Annotated in this window: 13 protein-coding genes; 6 read left to right on the forward strand and 7 right to left on the reverse strand. The window is 42.6% G+C overall.

Annotated elements, in window-relative coordinates; all coding sequences use genetic code 11:
• Nucleotides 1-49: 49 nt before the first annotated feature.
• Complete coding sequence (locus IQ259_RS13605; RefSeq protein ID WP_193885531.1) at nt 50-1,669, forward strand: tetratricopeptide repeat protein; 1,620 nt, start codon at nt 50-52, stop codon at nt 1,667-1,669.
• 674 nt (nt 1,670-2,343) lie between these two features.
• Complete coding sequence (locus IQ259_RS13610) at nt 2,344-2,643, forward strand: hypothetical protein (RefSeq protein WP_193885533.1); 300 nt, start codon at nt 2,344-2,346, stop codon at nt 2,641-2,643.
• 69 nt (nt 2,644-2,712) lie between these two features.
• On the opposite strand, the gene IQ259_RS13615 is transcribed toward IQ259_RS13610, so the two are convergent.
• The 6 genes from IQ259_RS13615 to bchM all read right to left on the reverse strand — a co-directional run bounded on the left by IQ259_RS13615 (nt 2,713) and on the right by bchM (nt 9,871).
• Nucleotides 2,713-5,745 carry a pentapeptide repeat-containing protein gene (locus IQ259_RS13615; protein ID WP_193885534.1) on the reverse strand — a complete coding sequence of 1,011 codons (3,033 nt, stop codon included), beginning with the start codon at nt 5,743-5,745 and terminating at the stop codon, nt 2,713-2,715.
• Between the two features lie 111 nt (nt 5,746-5,856).
• The gene (locus IQ259_RS13620) at nt 5,857-6,237 is read right to left on the reverse strand and encodes a DUF423 domain-containing protein (RefSeq protein ID WP_193885535.1); all 381 of its coding nucleotides are present in this window, start codon (nt 6,235-6,237) and stop codon (nt 5,857-5,859) included.
• An 18-nt stretch (nt 6,238-6,255) separates the two neighbouring features.
• Nucleotides 6,256-6,744 (reverse strand): hypothetical protein, encoded by a 489-nt coding sequence (locus IQ259_RS13625; protein WP_193885536.1) that lies wholly within the window; start codon nt 6,742-6,744, stop codon nt 6,256-6,258.
• Between the two features lie 614 nt (nt 6,745-7,358).
• Nucleotides 7,359-8,252 carry an AraC family transcriptional regulator gene (locus IQ259_RS13630; RefSeq protein ID WP_193885537.1) on the reverse strand — a complete coding sequence of 298 codons (894 nt, stop codon included), beginning with the start codon at nt 8,250-8,252 and terminating at the stop codon, nt 7,359-7,361.
• A 164-nt stretch (nt 8,253-8,416) separates the two neighbouring features.
• Nucleotides 8,417-8,821 carry a RidA family protein gene (locus IQ259_RS13635; RefSeq protein ID WP_193885538.1) on the reverse strand — a complete coding sequence of 135 codons (405 nt, stop codon included), beginning with the start codon at nt 8,819-8,821 and terminating at the stop codon, nt 8,417-8,419.
• A 363-nt stretch (nt 8,822-9,184) separates the two neighbouring features.
• Nucleotides 9,185-9,871, reverse strand: coding sequence for a magnesium protoporphyrin IX methyltransferase (gene bchM, locus IQ259_RS13640; RefSeq protein ID WP_193885539.1), 687 nt, complete (start codon nt 9,869-9,871; stop codon nt 9,185-9,187).
• A 330-nt stretch (nt 9,872-10,201) separates the two neighbouring features.
• Here bchM and eno point away from each other — a divergent pair, with 330 nt between their 5' ends.
• Nucleotides 10,202-11,482 (forward strand): phosphopyruvate hydratase, encoded by a 1,281-nt coding sequence (eno, locus tag IQ259_RS13645; RefSeq protein WP_193885541.1) that lies wholly within the window; start codon nt 10,202-10,204, stop codon nt 11,480-11,482.
• Between the two features lie 60 nt (nt 11,483-11,542).
• On the opposite strand, the gene argC is transcribed toward eno, so the two are convergent.
• Entirely contained in the window at nt 11,543-12,601 is a 1,059-nt protein-coding gene (argC, locus tag IQ259_RS13650) for an N-acetyl-gamma-glutamyl-phosphate reductase (protein WP_193885542.1), read from the reverse strand.
• A 325-nt stretch (nt 12,602-12,926) separates the two neighbouring features.
• Between argC and ribBA the strand changes: the two genes are divergently transcribed.
• From ribBA to IQ259_RS13665, 3 genes are all read left to right on the forward strand, one after another.
• Nucleotides 12,927-14,660, forward strand: a complete 1,734-nt coding sequence (gene ribBA / locus IQ259_RS13655) for a bifunctional 3,4-dihydroxy-2-butanone-4-phosphate synthase/GTP cyclohydrolase II (protein WP_228014528.1) — start codon at nt 12,927-12,929, stop codon at nt 14,658-14,660.
• A gap of 50 nt (nt 14,661-14,710) precedes the next feature.
• Nucleotides 14,711-15,430, forward strand: coding sequence for a rhomboid family intramembrane serine protease (locus tag IQ259_RS13660; RefSeq protein WP_193885544.1), 720 nt, complete (start codon nt 14,711-14,713; stop codon nt 15,428-15,430).
• A gap of 104 nt (nt 15,431-15,534) precedes the next feature.
• On the forward strand, nt 15,535-16,212 hold the full coding sequence (locus IQ259_RS13665) for a rhomboid family intramembrane serine protease (protein ID WP_193885546.1): 678 nt from the start codon (nt 15,535-15,537) through the stop codon (nt 16,210-16,212).
• Nucleotides 16,213-16,253: the final 41 nt, after the last annotated feature.

Genomic DNA, 16,253 nt, shown 5'->3' on the forward strand with positions numbered 1-16,253 from the left:
TGGGATATTTTAATAAAATAATGTAATTAAAAGATTCGCAGATATATCAATGGACTGGATTACACTACTGCGATCGCTACAGTCTGATTTCGTTAAAAGGCTAACATCCGGTTCTCTGCTTCATTGCGAAACAGAAGGTCAATATAGTGAATTAACCATAATCTCTGGAGAGAGATTAAAGACACTCCGAGAATTTTGTTGGCAAATGGCTGAAAAATACAAGCGCGTTTCGCCAGTTCGTGACGTGTTTATCAGCTATCTCAAAGGTAAATTGGGCGAGGAAGTTGTTAAAGAACGCTTGGCTGATTTTATTACAGAAGTTGATTATGAAAAACGCTTTGGTGGGGATGGCAAGATTGATTTTACCCTCACCGCCGACCCATCAGTTGGTATTGAGGTAAAATCTCGGCATGGCAATCTTGATAGAGTTAAATGGTCTGTAAGTTCGGAAGAAGTCGAAAAAAATGCAATTATAGCCTGTATTTTAATTCAAGAAGAAGTGCATGAAGCTCAATCTGAATATCACCTTTTCTTCGCAGGGTTTCTTCCAACCCGGATGATTAAACTAAAAACTGGCAGAATTGCCTTTGGGATAGATCAACTATTATATGGTGGTGGTTTGCGTTGCTATTTAGAACAGTATCAATCCTCTATTTGTAATAACTTATCTCAACAAGAAGACAACAACAAATCACAAATTTTATTATCGCCTCATAATCATCAGTTATTCAAACCAAATTCATCAGTTGATGAAGAATCTAAAACATTTATCTATAAACCAGATATTGATTATATAAAACTCGGAAATGAGAGCTTAAAAAATGGGAGATATATAGATGCGATCAAAAATTATAGCCAAGCTTTAAAAATACATCCTAATGATGTTGATATTCATTATAAGCGAGGTTTAAGTTATTATCAATTAGGAGATTATGAAGAAGCGATCGCAGATTATTCTCAAGCCATTCAAATTAATCTCAATGATGCCAAAGTATATATCAAACGGGGTTTAGCCTGTTATCAATTAGGAAATTATGCAGCAGCAATTGATGATTATACTCAGGCTATCAGACTAAATCCTAACGTCGCAGTTGCCTATAAAAACCGCGCTGATGCTCGTTCCCATTTAGGAGATAATCAAGGCGCAATTGAAGATTATACTCAAGCACTCAAAATTAATCCCAACTATGCCATGACTTATAAAAACCGTGGTATGGCACGTTATTTTTTAGGATATCAACAAAGCTTCACTAAAGCGATTAAAATGAATTCTCATGATGCGATCGCATATAAAAACCGTGGCAATGCTCGTGCTGATATAGGCGATTATGAAGGTGCAATCGAAGACTATACACAAGTAATCGCAATTAATCCTCATTATGCTGACGCTTATTATAATCGCGGCAATGCTCGTTATGATTTAGGGGATAATGCCGGAGCTTTTGAAGATTATACTCAGGCTATACAAATTAACCCTAATTACGCCGATGCTTATTATAACCGGGGAAATGTTCAATCGGAAATAGGAGATCAGCAAGAGGCGATCGCAGATTTTCAGAAAGCTGTAGAGATTTATCGTAAAGAAGGTAAATTAGAGGCGCTCAAAGATGCGCGAGAACGAGTTTTAGATTTACAAATAGAGGAGTCGCTGGATATTTTAAATTTTTAGTCTCTACTAAGTAGAAAGGTGCAAATAAACCGAACTATGTAACGGAAAGTAAAGTAGCTTGAAAACCTCTTCCCTTCTGCCTTCTGCCCTCTGCCTCCTGCCTTGTCATAACGACAATTTTTAACACCGACCTACTTACCATTTTTTAGGTAAGAGGAACTCTGGCAGGTCATTGAAGCTATAGAGAGTTGAAATTTCACTTAATCCCTATTCAATACATTTCGGTTAATATCTCCATCTTCTTCAGATCCCCCCAACTCCCCTTAAAAAACAGTGTACACACAAATTATCTAATACTAATTTGAAGAATGATCGCTACAGATGTAGGTTGGGTTGAGGGACGAAACCCAACGCCTTAAAACCTTGTAGATGTTGGGTTTCACTTCGTACCCTTCTCCTGACGGAGACGCTACGCGAACGGGAAGCAAGCTACTACCCAACCTACGCATCTGTCGCATTCTTTTTTTAAATTGGTATAATTACCCCAAAATCGTTTTTTGTAGGGTGTGTTATGCCTTTTCTCTAAAATTAGGCAACACATTCAAACCCCACAACCCAGACCAAATCAAAGTTTCTTAATTACGAATTACGAACTTGTACTGAGCGCAGCCGTTCGCGGAGCGTCTCGTAGAGAAGTATTACGAATTACGAATTGGTATAACGCACCCTACCAGATGAAAACTGAACTGTATTGGGAGAGGAGTTGGGGAGAGGTTCATCGAATTCACGTTAATGAAGCTCGGAACTTCAGCGCTGAACTTTTGAGCTTTGCGAGTGAATATCAGAACTTTAGCGATGAACCTTTGAGCTTTGCGAGTGAATATCAGAACTTTAGCGATGAACCTTTGAGCTTTGCGAACGAATATCAGAACTTCAGCAATGAACCTTTGAGCTTTGTGAACGAATATCAGAACTTCAGCGATGAACCTCTGAGCTTTGCGAACGAATCTTTGATACTCACGCGAGAGTGTTGAATACTCGCTCACGAGTCTTTGAGCTTCATTAATAATCTCGCATTCCCGCGTTACCATCAATGGTGTCTCTCAACTCAGCCCCAACTGTTGCTTTAACGCTTCTGGCACATTCCTTGCTGTATCCAACCCTTGCACATTCTCCCAGTTTGTATTTTCATCCCAGCGGACATCTCTCCAAATCTCATCGCTGAGGTTTGCACCGCTGAGATTTGCGCCGCTGAGGTTTGCGCGGCTGAGGTCTGCGCGGCTGAGGTTTGCACCGCTGAGGTTTGCACCGCTGAGGTTTGCGCCGCTGAGGTTTGCGCGGCTGAGGTTTGCGCCGCTGAGGTTTGCGCCGCTAAGGTATGCGCGGCTGAGGTTTGCGCCGCTGAAGTTTGCACCGCTGAGGTTTGCGCCGCTGAGGTTTGCGCCGCTGAGGTTTGCACCGCTGAGGTTTGCGCGGCTGAGGTATGCACCGTTGAGGTTTGCGCCGCTGAGATTTGCGCCGCTGAGGTTTGCGCGGCTGAGGTATGCGCCGCTGAGGTATGCGCCGCTGAGGTTTGCGCCGCTGAGGTATGCGCCGTTGAGGTTTGCGCCGTTGAGGTTTGCGCCGCTGAGGTCTGCGTAGCTGAGGTCTGCGCCGTTGAGGTTTGCGTAGCTGAGGTCTGCGTAGCTGAGGAATTGTCCTACTATATTAGTAAAATTGCCAAGCTGAATGGCTTCACTGTAATTAATGATGCGAAGTAGCTGGGTTGTCCAAGTATTTTCTTTTGGTTTACCAGATGGATAGAAAATGATCTCCTCTTTTAGCTCATCCCGCCCCTGAGCATAGCGGTGTAACTCCAAAAGCAAAATCATCACATTCAACCCAGCATAAATATCTACCTGACGCTGACCTTGCTTAATTCCTTGCTCTTTCAGTAACCGCATCTTTCTCTGGGGAAAGTTTTCTGGTGGCGCGTCAATAAATTCGCCATCGCACCAACGCCCATAAAAATTTTCTAACCGCTTGAATAACTCTAACGGGCGAAATTCATCACTGGTAATCAACAAACCTATGAGATATTCGACAATTTCTGGTGTGAGTCCGCCATAACCGAGTAAATCATAAATTTCCCAGTCCATTGTCTGCTCATCAACATTAAAAGTTTTCCCACGTTTACCAGGTTCTGTCCATTCCTCCAAACTTTGCTTGATGCGTTCCGCACAGAGAAATTCACGAATACTCTTATGGAAAAACTCAACACCACCATGATCATTAGACTTGAGATAAAAAGCACCTAATGCAGTTTTTAATGCTTCTTCTCCTAGTTCTTTCTCAGCTTTAGCAATTAGTTCTTTAGCTTCATCATCCTGCTGCAAGCGGGTTTTGACCATCTGCATCGAAGCACTTTCTCCCCCTGACTGCACTACACACACTGCTGCTTCGGCTAAAATGCGGCGTAATGCTTCTGGGTGTTGTCGAGTCAGTTCATAATTTAAATCCGGGTGACGATCATCAGCACGTTGTCTATTTAATACCCAATTTAATGCTTGTTCGTAAACTAATATTTTTGCTTCTGTCTCTGTGGCTTGTTCAAATTTATTAATATCTAAAGTGTCATCTCGGTGCATTGCTGTCAGCATATACAACAACAATGGTTCTTTTGCTAACTCCTGAATTTGCTGAGGACAGGATTTTTTATTTTCTGGTTTCACCAGAAAATCCATAAAATCTAATGTTTTATTGTTAGGGAATTTTCTGTACCATTTATCAAACCATTGTTTTTGTAATTCAACATCCATTTCCGCAATTTCCACCCGTTCTAAGTTCGATGGTAGGCGGTCAATGCTATGCAAAGCCATCTGTCTACCTGTAATTATGACTCGATGACCCATTGCTTTACTTTCGTGACAGTCATTTTGAAATGTTCCAACTTGCCGCAAAAATCTTTCCACACTTTGGTTATTGCCGCGCTCAATTCGTAATTCATCAAAGCCATCTAAAATAAATATAAATCTAGTATTAGTATCTGTTAGCCACCCATCATCACTTTGAGCAAAATCTTCTTTAATTCTGGAGCGCAAAGTTTCTTCTAGACTTGCTTGAAATTCTTCAATATCGCGCAGACGAATTAAAATTGGTGTCCATACAGGGTGTAAATGCTGCCGCACCCAATCAGCAAACATCCGACAAAAAACACTCTTACCTCTACCCGGACCGCCTTGAATAAACATCAATTGGCGTTGTGTATTAGAGTTTGTATTCAAGAGAAGAGTTTTAGCCCAGGTTTCTAAATCAAAAAATTCTGTATTATCAGTATCTAATTTGCCATTTTTATCTACATTTCTGGCTTTGAGTGATACATAAATATCTTTAAAAGAAAAGTCTTCGTTAAAAACTTTCTCTTCTGGTTTAGTCGCAATCTGACCTTTTAAATACTCATCAATACTTTGAAATTTCTGCTGTGCTTTCTGCCAGTCACCCAAAGAAGGTTGAGGCAAATTTATAGTAATGTCACCTGATTCTATCAATGCTTTCATGAGATAGCGGTGAGCATTCCAAGCGACTCGTTTTGTCAAAATTGCCGCATGAGATATATTTGCATCTGCTAACCTTGCCAATAATACTTGATTAAATGCCCTTGCTAATTCTGATTGATGAAAACAGTTGATTGTTTTACTGGAGGTTTCATAATCTAATTCAATACCGTTGAGTTCTTGTAGTTGTTTTCGGACTGCTTCATTACTTTGAAGATTAGTATCCCAATTCACCTTGATATCTAAAGATAAAATTTCTTTAACGCTTTCTAAATAAGCAACTTGACTAACTATAAATACACAGTCTTCTAGCGTCGGTTGTTCCTTGCTGTTTTGGCGATACAATTTCAGCAAGGCAATTCCTATCGGTACAAATGGCAAACCTGCACTTATCACCTGCGCCAATGGTGAACACAACACATCTAATAAAGAAGATGAATTTTGCAGCAAAGGTTTTAAAGCTTCTAACTTTCCACCATCTTCTTGGAGAGTTTTTGCTGCATCTAAAAATGCTTTGCTAGTGTCAAGTGTTGTATTAAAACTTTCCTCAAAAGTGAAAGATTGACGCAACCTTCCCCAAACTTGTGACAAGCGCTTTTTCATTCCCAGAGACTCGCAAAATTACCGATATTTTAGAGCGTAGCCTAAAATTTCCGCTAAAAACACTCTGCGATTCTCTGCGTTAAACTTTGCGCCCCTCTGCATTGAAAAACTTTAAAATTTCAAATTCCAAGCAGCAATAGCCAAAGCACCCCAGCCAGCAATAAAGGCTACACCGCCTAATGGTGTGATTGCACCTAAATATTTCACACCAGTTAAGCTCAAGGCGTATAAACTACCTGAGAAAATAGCAATACCAATAATAAATAGCCAGCCACTAGCAATTAAAGTGGGTGGAGGTGATTCGAGGCGACTGATGAGGAGAGCAACTAAGAAAAGTGCAAGGGCGTGGTACATTTGGTAGCGAGCGCCAGTTTCAAAAATAGAAAGCGATCGCTCGCTAATCTGATCTCGCAAAGCATGAGAAGCAAAAGCCCCAGCCGCAACTGACAAACCACCTAAAACGGCAGCTATACTCAAAAAAATCTGCGCCATTAGAATTATTTGTCAATTTTAGACATCAAAATGGTATGATACAGCGCCTTCTTCATTCACCTTAAAATTGGCATTGAATTCTTTAGCTTTCACATCTAAATATTCACGAGCAATAGATGCTGGTAGCTGTGACTGCATCGCAAACCCTAAGACAGTGACTCTGCCATGATTTTCTTGTAACATTTGATAGAAAATCGATTGCAAGCGATCGCTCACTTGTTGCTGAAGGGCTTTTTGTTCACTCTTACCGCGACGATATAAAGATAAGCTTAACCATCCCCCCAACACCATTGTTGGTACACCAAAAATAAAACTTTGTCTTGCAGTAGTATCCAGCACATAAAGAGCTTCTTTATTCACAAAATCCCAGCCCGAATATTCACCATCCCCCGATGGGATTGGCTTGAGCATAGTATTTTTTTCAGTCACCGCAGAGACTGATAGTGTCAAAAACATGAATCCGAGTGTCACTAGCCAACCCGCCGCCAATTTTTCAGCAGTCTTCATAACTCAATTTGAAATTTAGACTTTGCTTGCGATTTTAACTTTACTTTGATCAACGTTCCAGTATTTCCGATAAAGCTTATTCTCTGTATCATACACGCACACATTGAAAGCAATTGATTGTAATACCAATTCACGAAAATCTTGATACAAATTAATGGTTTTTAATTCTTTCCCTCTGCTCCCTACCCCCTGCCCCCCTGCGACCTACTTGTATCAAACTTAAAGTGAAACGGTATAAGACCTTGACTGACCATAACTGGATAGAAACCATTACTGACCGTCACTCCGTAAACACCATCACTTGTGCCTTGCATATTGAATTCTGTGCTGTTTATATGTTTTCCTTGCTAATGCCACTCCGACCAACCCATGTCACCAGCGATCGTATGGGCAACCAATTTTGCTTGGAGGTCGGGAACTTGAGCAAAGATGCCAGTCCAGTTCTTTCGCACCTGTTCTGCGCCAGTGACGTTAAATCTCCATTCTTCAGAAGTGTTTTAAGTATCATTGTGCTTTCCTCAGCATTAACCTCGTTGTGTTGATCTGAAGTGTACTGAGTTCCAATGCTTGACTTCTTCCAAATTCTTACAACGATTTGTCAGATTCTTATGGTGTTAGCGAACCTGCTTTGGTGTCATTCCAGTAATGCGCTTGAACTGTTGGGTTAAATGGCTTTGGCTAGAGAAGCCAACTTGTAGAGCGATTTGTGCGATCGCTAAATCTGTTTTCGACAGCATCAATTTTGCTTGTTCCACTCGCTGTTGAATCACATACTGATGCGGTGAAACTCCCATTGCTTGTTTGAACAAACTCGCAAAGTAAGTCGGGCTGATGTTAACAACACTTGCCAGTTCAGCCAGTGACAGGTCTCGATTCAGATGAGCGTGAATATAATCGATCGCCTCCTGCAACTGAATATGAGTTAAGCTTCGATTCTGAGATGTAATGGTTTGCGTCAAAGTCGAATAGTGCCGCAACAAATGAATCACTAACACTTGGGTCAATGATTCAGCATACAATTGCCCCATCATGCCACCTGATCGCAACTCAGCAAACATCAGCATCCCAATCTGATGAAGTTGCAAATCTAGCTGACCGAAACAATGCACGAAGTCAAACCGTTTTAAATCAATCTCGGAGGCTTCAGCAACTTGTTGAATCAATTCCGGTTTTAAGTGAATGTGCAGTGGGGCGCAAATGAAATCACTCATATCTGGAGTTTGACACCAATAGCTCGGTTGTCCAGCCGGAACCAAGAAGCTGTCCCCTTTGTGCAGGATAGATTCATGCAAGCGATCATCCCGTTTTTGAATTAAAGGGGCAGGATCTCCTGTGTGGAAGTAGAGCCAGTGATCTGAGAGGGCAGGAAGTTCCCATTCAAAAGCTGAAGCAGGACTTTGACACTGCTCAACCAAAACGCCATTCCAGTTCTTCTGCCGACTGGAAAACATCAGCGTTTTATTCAACTGTTGGCTAAGTTCGAGCGAGTTTAGAAGGTTGCTTGTCATAAACCTGGTTCTTAAACCTCAACAGATTGATGGGTCTCAACTCCTTGCCTAGATTAGCGTTTTAGCGTGATTCAACAGGCAGATTACAGGATTTTTCACAATCTGTGAATGCGGTAGAGGTCGTCATTCTTTCAGATGACGCTTATGGCTACGAATCTCGGCAATCAATTAGTAACAAGGGCTGCTGTTGCCTCGATCTCAACTAATGTTTCTGGAGTGGCAAGTGAGGCAACACCGATGCCAGTCAGGGCTGGGCGCGACTCTCCCAGATATTGCGTCAGAATCGGTGCGATATCCTCAAGAAATTCTCCAAATTCACCCCGAATGTAGATGCGAAGGTTAAGCAAATTCTCTATTGAGCTTCCCGATGCTTCTAGGACAGTGGTTAGGTTCGTTAGCGCCTTCAAGAATTGCCCCGCAACGGTATGAGATGAAACTTGGTGGTTCATGTCCCAGTCAACCTGACCAGAAATGTAAACGGTAGCCGTTGCGGTATCGACAACAGCATGGGACAGTCCGTGTGGTCTTCCATCATAGCGTTGTGGCGGGTTGATCAGTTGCTTTCTCATTGTCTCTAAGTCCTTTTTCCCTAACTATCTGGAGTATAGCTAGTTCTAGTGTTCGGTTTCTTTCAGATTCTTAAGGCAGTTTGTCAGATTCTTATGGAGTTAGCGTACTTGCTTTGAGATTATTCCAGTAAAGGTGATTGTAGGTGGTGACTTCGTTTGCCATGTTCGTCCTCCTTTTGTCCCGGATAAGCAAGTTTTCAGCAACTCAGCAACTTCTTGCGCCATCGCGGAAAGAGCGTTAACTTCAGCCTACCTTCTTTATCAAAGAACACAACAGCACCATGCTCAAACTCGGTGCCGATAATGCCTTCGGTTTTTCACCCTAAGCCATCCCACCCAACCTAATTTTCTATCCGTTTCAATTTACTGGCGTGTCGCTTCTAGTAGGCGAGAGAAATAGAAGCGAGTTTTTGTCATTTCTTGACGCTGGACGGCGAAACCATTTTTTTCGATAATCTTCACCACGTCAGCTTCACGGTGTAGATAAGCACGAGTTGTCTTGCTGGCACCGGGAAAGAAACTGCCAATTTTTTTAAGTAGACTGAGGGCGCAGGTTTTGGGTGCAAAACTGATCATTATCCGTGACTGTGCTAAAGAACATAGGTGAGAAATCATCTCATCGGCTTTGTCTTGGGGGTAGTGAATGAGAACATCCAAGCAAATCACGGTATGGTAACTGCCAGTTAAAGATTCTAAATCCTGTACGGCAAAACTAGGGTTGGCGGAATTTCCCAAAGCTTGTAAAGCTCTTTGTTTGCCTTCTTCCACCATTTTTTCGGAAATATCGCTGGCATATACCTTAGCCCCTTCAGTTGCTAAGGGAATGCTGAGACTACCTACACCACAGCCAGCATCACAGATTGATAGCTCAGATAAATTGCCATCATTTTTCAGCCAGCCGATAACTTTATCCACGGTTTGCTGATGTCCATAGCGAATATCTAGCTGGACTTTATTGACTTCGCCATCACCGTAAATCCGCTTCCAGCGGTCAAACCCTGTGGAATTGAAATACTCACGAACAATCGTTTTATCGTCGGCTGCGTTCATAAATTTCGATTTTTAAGGGTTCCCAATCATTAAAATTATCATTGTTGGCAACCACAGCGATCGCTTTCACAACAAAACTCTTTCTCCCTCCTGTCAGAATACGTAAGTTCTAATATGTTCTTTCTCCTCGGCACGATTTTGCTTACTGTTGACTTTTGACTGAAAAATAATCCAAAATCCAAAGTCCGCGTATCTTAAAACGATTTCTGGAAATCTTCTTTAATCTCAGCCGATAAAGTCGCTTATAAGCCTATGCTAACGATTAGGTTAATCCACTGGATTTTATGCGCTCAACGGTAAGAACGCACTCGCAGAAAGGACAAAGCACAGATGAGTAACATTATTGTAGATACTGCCATAGAGGCGATCGTTGCACGAGAAATTCTCGATTCACGAGGTAGACCGACAGTTGAAGCCGAGGTGCATTTGCTAAATGGTGCTGTGGGACTAGCGCAGGTTCCCAGTGGAGCCTCTACAGGTACTTTTGAGGCGCACGAACTCCGAGATCAGGATAAAAGTCGCTACGGAGGTAAAGGGGTTCTGAAGGCGGTGCAGAACGTCAAAGAAGTTCTGACCCCAAAATTGTTAAACTTGGATGCCCTCAACCAAGAATTGCTTGACCGGACAATGATTGCTGCTGATGGTTCGGCGAACAAATCAAATTTAGGGGCAAATGCGATTTTGGCGGTTTCTCTAGCAGCGGCGAAAGCTGGTGCTGAATCTTTGGGGATTCCCCTTTATCGCTATTTGGGTAGTCCTTTGGCGAATTTGTTACCAGTCCCGTTGATGAACGTGATTAACGGTGGCGCACATGCAGCCAATAATGTAGATTTTCAAGAGTTTATGATTGTCCCCGTTGGTGCATCTTCCTTCCGGGAAGCATTGCGTTGGGGTGCGGAAGTATTCGCAACTCTCAGCCAAGTCTTGGATGAAAAGGGTTTGCTGACTGGTGTCGGCGATGAAGGCGGTTTTGCTCCTAATTTGGAATCAAATCAAGTGGCTTTAGAATTGCTGGTGGCGGCGATTAAAAAAGCAGGTTACAAGCCAGGGGAACAAGTAGCTTTGGCGTTGGATGTTGCAGCTAGTGAGTTTTACAAAAATGGACAGTATGTTTACGATGGTAAACCTCACTCTCCCGCCGAATTCATTGATTATTTAGGTCAATTGGTTGACCAGTACCCGATTGTGTCCATTGAAGATGGTTTACACGAAGAAGATTGGTCTAACTGGCAATTACTCACCCAGAAATTAGGCTCACGGGTGCAACTGGTAGGGGATGACTTATTTGTGACAAATGCTACCCGCTTACAAAAAGGCATCGAGGAAAAAGCTGGCAATGCCATTTTGATTAAACTCAACCAAATCGGTTCACTAACAGAAACCCTAGAAACAATCGACTTGGCAACTCGCAACAGTTTCCGCTCAGTAATTAGCCATCGTTCTGGTGAAACCGAAGATACTACAATTGCTGACTTAGCCGTAGCTACCCGCGCCGGTCAAATCAAGACAGGTTCTCTGTGTCGCAGCGAACGGGTTGCTAAATACAACCGCTTACTAAGGATTGAGGATGAATTAGGCGATCGCGCCGTTTATGCTGGTACTTTGAAATAAAGTCTGAAGTGTGAAGTATGAAGTCATAAATTTTATACTTCATACTTCTGACTTCATACTTCAAGGATAAAATCCCAATTTGGGCAACCCCAAGGTTTCATCCCAGCCCATCATCAAGTTCAGACACTGAATTGCTTGACCCGCTTGCCCTTTAATCAGGTTGTCAATTACTGACATGACAATTACACGACCTGTACGCGGGTCAACTTCTACACCGATAAAGCAAATATTGCTACCACTTGCCCACTTAGTTTGCGGGTAAACGCCACTCGCGCAAACTTTCACCCAAGGAGAGTTACGGTAGAAAGCATTGTAAATTGTAATTAAATCATCTCTAGCCAAACCGGGATCGCGCAGTGTGGCGTATACAGTCGCCAGAATTCCGCGCACCATCGGGATGAGGTGGGGTGTAAATTGCACAGTCACCTCATGGCCTGCTAAGTCGCTGCAAATTTGCTCAATTTCTGGGGTATGACGATGACGCACAACACCATAAGCAGCTAATGAGTTATCGGCCTCAGCCAGTAACAAGTTGACTTTAGCTTGCCGTCCACCACCAGATGTACCAGACTTGGCATCGATAATGGCTGTTTCTGGGACGATTAAGCCTTGCTTTAGAAGTGGCGACAACGCTAGTAGGCTGGCAGTCGGATAGCACCCAGGACAACCAACTAATTGCGCTTCGGCAATGCGATCGCGGTACAGTTCCGGTAAGCCATAAACTGCTGTGGCCGCCGCAGTGCGATCGCTTCTATCCTGTCCATACCAACTGGTATAAGTTGCCAGATCACTAAACCGATAATCTGCACTCAAATCTAGTACCTTGCACCCTTTTTCTAATAATTGTGGTGCAATTTGGCAAGCTAGACCATTTGGTAGAGACAAAAACACAACTTCACAGCGATGAGCAATTATTTCTGGCTCTACCGCTTCTATCGGCAAATTAACTAGATGAGCCAGATGCGGGTAAAGATCCCCAAAGGATTTCCCTGCACTGCTCTCACCGCCTAAATAAACTAGTTCGACCTCTGGATGCTCCATGAGTAATCGGACTAGCTGCACTCCGCCATAGCCTGACGCGCCAACAATCCCAACGGGTACGCGTCTAAAATTGCCCATGATTCTGAAATCCTTATCCGCTTTTGATTAATTTATCAGTCAATGGTCAAGGGTCAATATGATTTATTTCCCCCCTGCCTTTTGTCCTCACGCCTTCTGTAACTGTAATTGCAGCATTTTGTACTAAACCCCAATTTTAATGCTAGAGACTAGGCCATGTTATCGAATCATTGCTAGTGTATTTCTGTACTGCATAAAGGAGTTACAATCAAAATATAGAAATTGTTAAAAAAAATTTACTATACCTAACTGGAAGTCCTTTGTGTCAACGCCTAAACCTACACGGCAGTCTTCTGACACTCCTGTTGAGAGAGAAAACTCTCAAATGAGTGTAGCTCCTCAAGCAGGAGAAACTATTAATAATACTGCTGCTTCTAACAAAACTTTTAAATTTGATGCGATTAATGCTGCTTTGGCAGACCTGAAAGCAGGTCGCGTCATTGTCGTGGTAGATGACGAAAATCGGGAAAATGAAGGTGATTTGATTTGTGCTGCCCAATTTGCTACACCCGACATGATCAATTTTATGGCGGTGGAAGCAAGAGGGCTGATTTGTTTAGCGATGACAGGCGATCGCTTGGATGAACTAGACTTGCCTTTGATGGTGACGAACATTACCGATCCTAACCAAACGGCTTTCACTGTTAGTATCGACGCTGGCCCTCAATTAGGTGTCAGCACAGGCATTTCCGCAGAAGACCGCGCCCGGACTATTCAAGTTGCTCTCAACCCAGCAACAAAACCTTCAGATTTACGTCGTCCTGGGCATATTTTCCCAATTCGTGCCAAAGCTGGCGGTGTCCTCAAACGCGCCGGACACACAGAAGCAGCAGTGGATTTATCTCGATTGGCAGGACTTTACCCGGCTGGGGTGATTTGCGAAATTCAAAACTCCGATGGTTCAATGGCGCGGCTACCTCAGTTGATTGAGTATGCCAAACAGCATAATTTAAAAATTATCAGTATTGCGGACTTAATCAGTTATCGCCTCCAACACGATCGCCTCGTCGTCCGCGAAAGTATTGCCGATTTACCTACTCAGTTCGGTCATTTTAAAATATACGCTTATCGCCACACCCTCGATAATTCTGAACACGTCGCCATTGTTAAAGGCGATCCAGCAACTTTCCAAGATGAGCCAGTGATGGTAAGGATGCACTCAGAATGCTTAACTGGTGACGCTTTGGGGTCTTTGCGTTGTGACTGTCGGATGCAGTTGCAAGCTGCTTTGAAAATGATTGAAACGGCTGGTCAAGGTGTCGTTGTCTACCTGCGTCAAGAAGGTCGGGGAATCGGTCTGATTAATAAGCTCAAAGCCTACTCCTTACAGGACATGGGATTGGATACGGTAGAAGCAAACGAACGCTTAGGTTTTCCCGCTGACCTGCGCGACTACGGGATGGGAGCGCAAATGCTCATGGATTTAGGTGTAAAAAATATTCGCCTAATAACCAATAATCCCCGTAAAATTGCTGGTGTTAAAGGCTATGGCTTGGAAGTTGTCGATCGCGTGCCGTTATTAATTGAGGCAAACGACTACAATTCTTATTACCTAGCAACCAAGGCCAAAAAACTAGGCCACATGCTACTACAGACCTATCTAGTCACGATCGCAATTCATTGGCAAGATGACCCGCAATCAATCACAAAACGTTATGAAAGGTTGGAAAAATTGCGGCATTTAGCTAGAAGCAATGATTTATTGTTGCAGGAAGAAGCCCGTCCTTTAGCGATCGCTTTATTTGATGAGCCATCCTTGACAGTACACCTAGGTTTTGACCAAGCAAAAGTAGCAAGTTGTGATTGGTATCAGCAAACCAATCATCCTTACTTGCAAGCAGTCTGCCAAATTCTGGATAATCTAGCAACCTTGTCTTACATTCAGAAACTAGAATTTCTGATTTCTTCGGGATGCGATCCCCTTAGTAATTTACAAGTTCAACTGGATAGGCAGATTTTATCTTTAGATACCTTGTCTTCATCCATCAGAGATAATCTGGAAACGCAGAAAATTTATAGCTTGACAAAACCTATCCACGAGGTAGAAGAAAATACATAGAAAATTAAGTATCTTGATGTTAACGTCTCAAAGCATCAGGAAAAACGCCCGTGGTTCCCATTAGAGATAATAATCCCATAGAAATTACGCCTTATGTAACATATGGGCTAATAGCAGCCAACGTCCTCGCTTTTATTTATGAAGCCAGCCTTCCTCCCCAAGCATTAGATGGCTTTCTGCACCTAGCAGCTGTAGTTCCAAAAGAACTCAGCTTAAGTTTTGCTGGTGTCTCTGTCCACCAACCAGTACCAGAGTGGGCAACTTTAATTACCTCCCAATTTTTGCATGGCGGTTTGTTGCACCTAGCTGGCAATATGTTATTTCTGTGGATATTTGGTAACAACGTTGAAGATAAGTTGGGTCATGCCAAATATTTATTATTTTATTTAGCTTGCGGTGTTTTAGCGTCTTTGACCCAGTGGTATTTCTCCCCTAATTCTAACATTCCATCTTTGGGGGCCAGTGGTGCGATCGCTGGTGTGATGGGTGCATATATTCTCCGCTTTCCCAAAGCTGAAATTCTCGGTGTAGTACCTTTAGGATTTTTCTTCCCTACTTTCAGAGTTCCAGCCTATTTCTTTTTAGGATTTTGGTTTCTCCAGCAATCTTTCTACGGACTCGTTAGTTTAGAAACACCTACCAATATTGGTATGGAAAGCGGCGGTATTGCCTACTGGGCACACGCAGGAGGTTTCATCTTTGGAGCTATTCTTGGCCCACTGTTAGGTTTGTTTAGCGACAAATCTCCAGAAGAATCATGGTATGGATAAGAGCTTTCTAGCCTGATTGATTTCACAGGTGTAATTACCTAAATTTTTCAACTGCCAGCCAGACAAGCTATATTGCAATTAATAGATAATTAGGAAAAACACCTGTGTTTCCACTCTATGACGAAAATCCGACGCGAATCACACCATATTTCACTTACGGTTTGATTGGCATGAACGTTTTAGTTTTTCTTCATCAAGTGAGTCTATCTAATGTCCAATTGAATCAATTTTTTAATGAGTATGCTGTAGTACCTCAAGAATTAACCTACAACTTTAGTGGAGAATGGACAACGTTAATTACATCACAGTTTCTCCACGGTGGTTGGTGGCACTTAATATCCAATATGGTGTTTCTTTGGGTCTTTGGCAATAATGTCGAAGACCGTTTGGGTCATTTCAAATATCTAATTTTTTATTTGACATGCGGCGCTCTAGCAGCTTTGTGCCAGTGGTTTATAGGGATGAATTCTGCGATTCCTTCCTTGGGCGCTAGTGGGGCAATTTCTGGGGTTTTGGGTGCATATCTGATCCGTTTCCCTCAAGCTAGAATTACAACCTTAGTGTTCTTAGGTTTTTTTGTGACTACAATCAGCGTTCCTGCACTAGTAGTCATTGGCATTTTCTTTGTACAGAATGTGATATCTGGTGTTGCCAGCCTCCAAGCAGCTGCTAATATGAGTGTCCAAACAGGGGGAGTTGCTTACTGGGCGCACATCGGTGGTTTTGTTTTTGGAGTAATTCTTGCGCCTTTGTTTGGTTTATTTAAACGCGACGACTACTAATAGCGTAAATATAGGGCGTATCTATGCACAAAAATTATTTA

Source organism: Fortiea sp. LEGE XX443, assembly GCF_015206815.1.
Taxonomy (GTDB): domain Bacteria; phylum Cyanobacteriota; class Cyanobacteriia; order Cyanobacteriales; family Nostocaceae; genus Nostoc_B.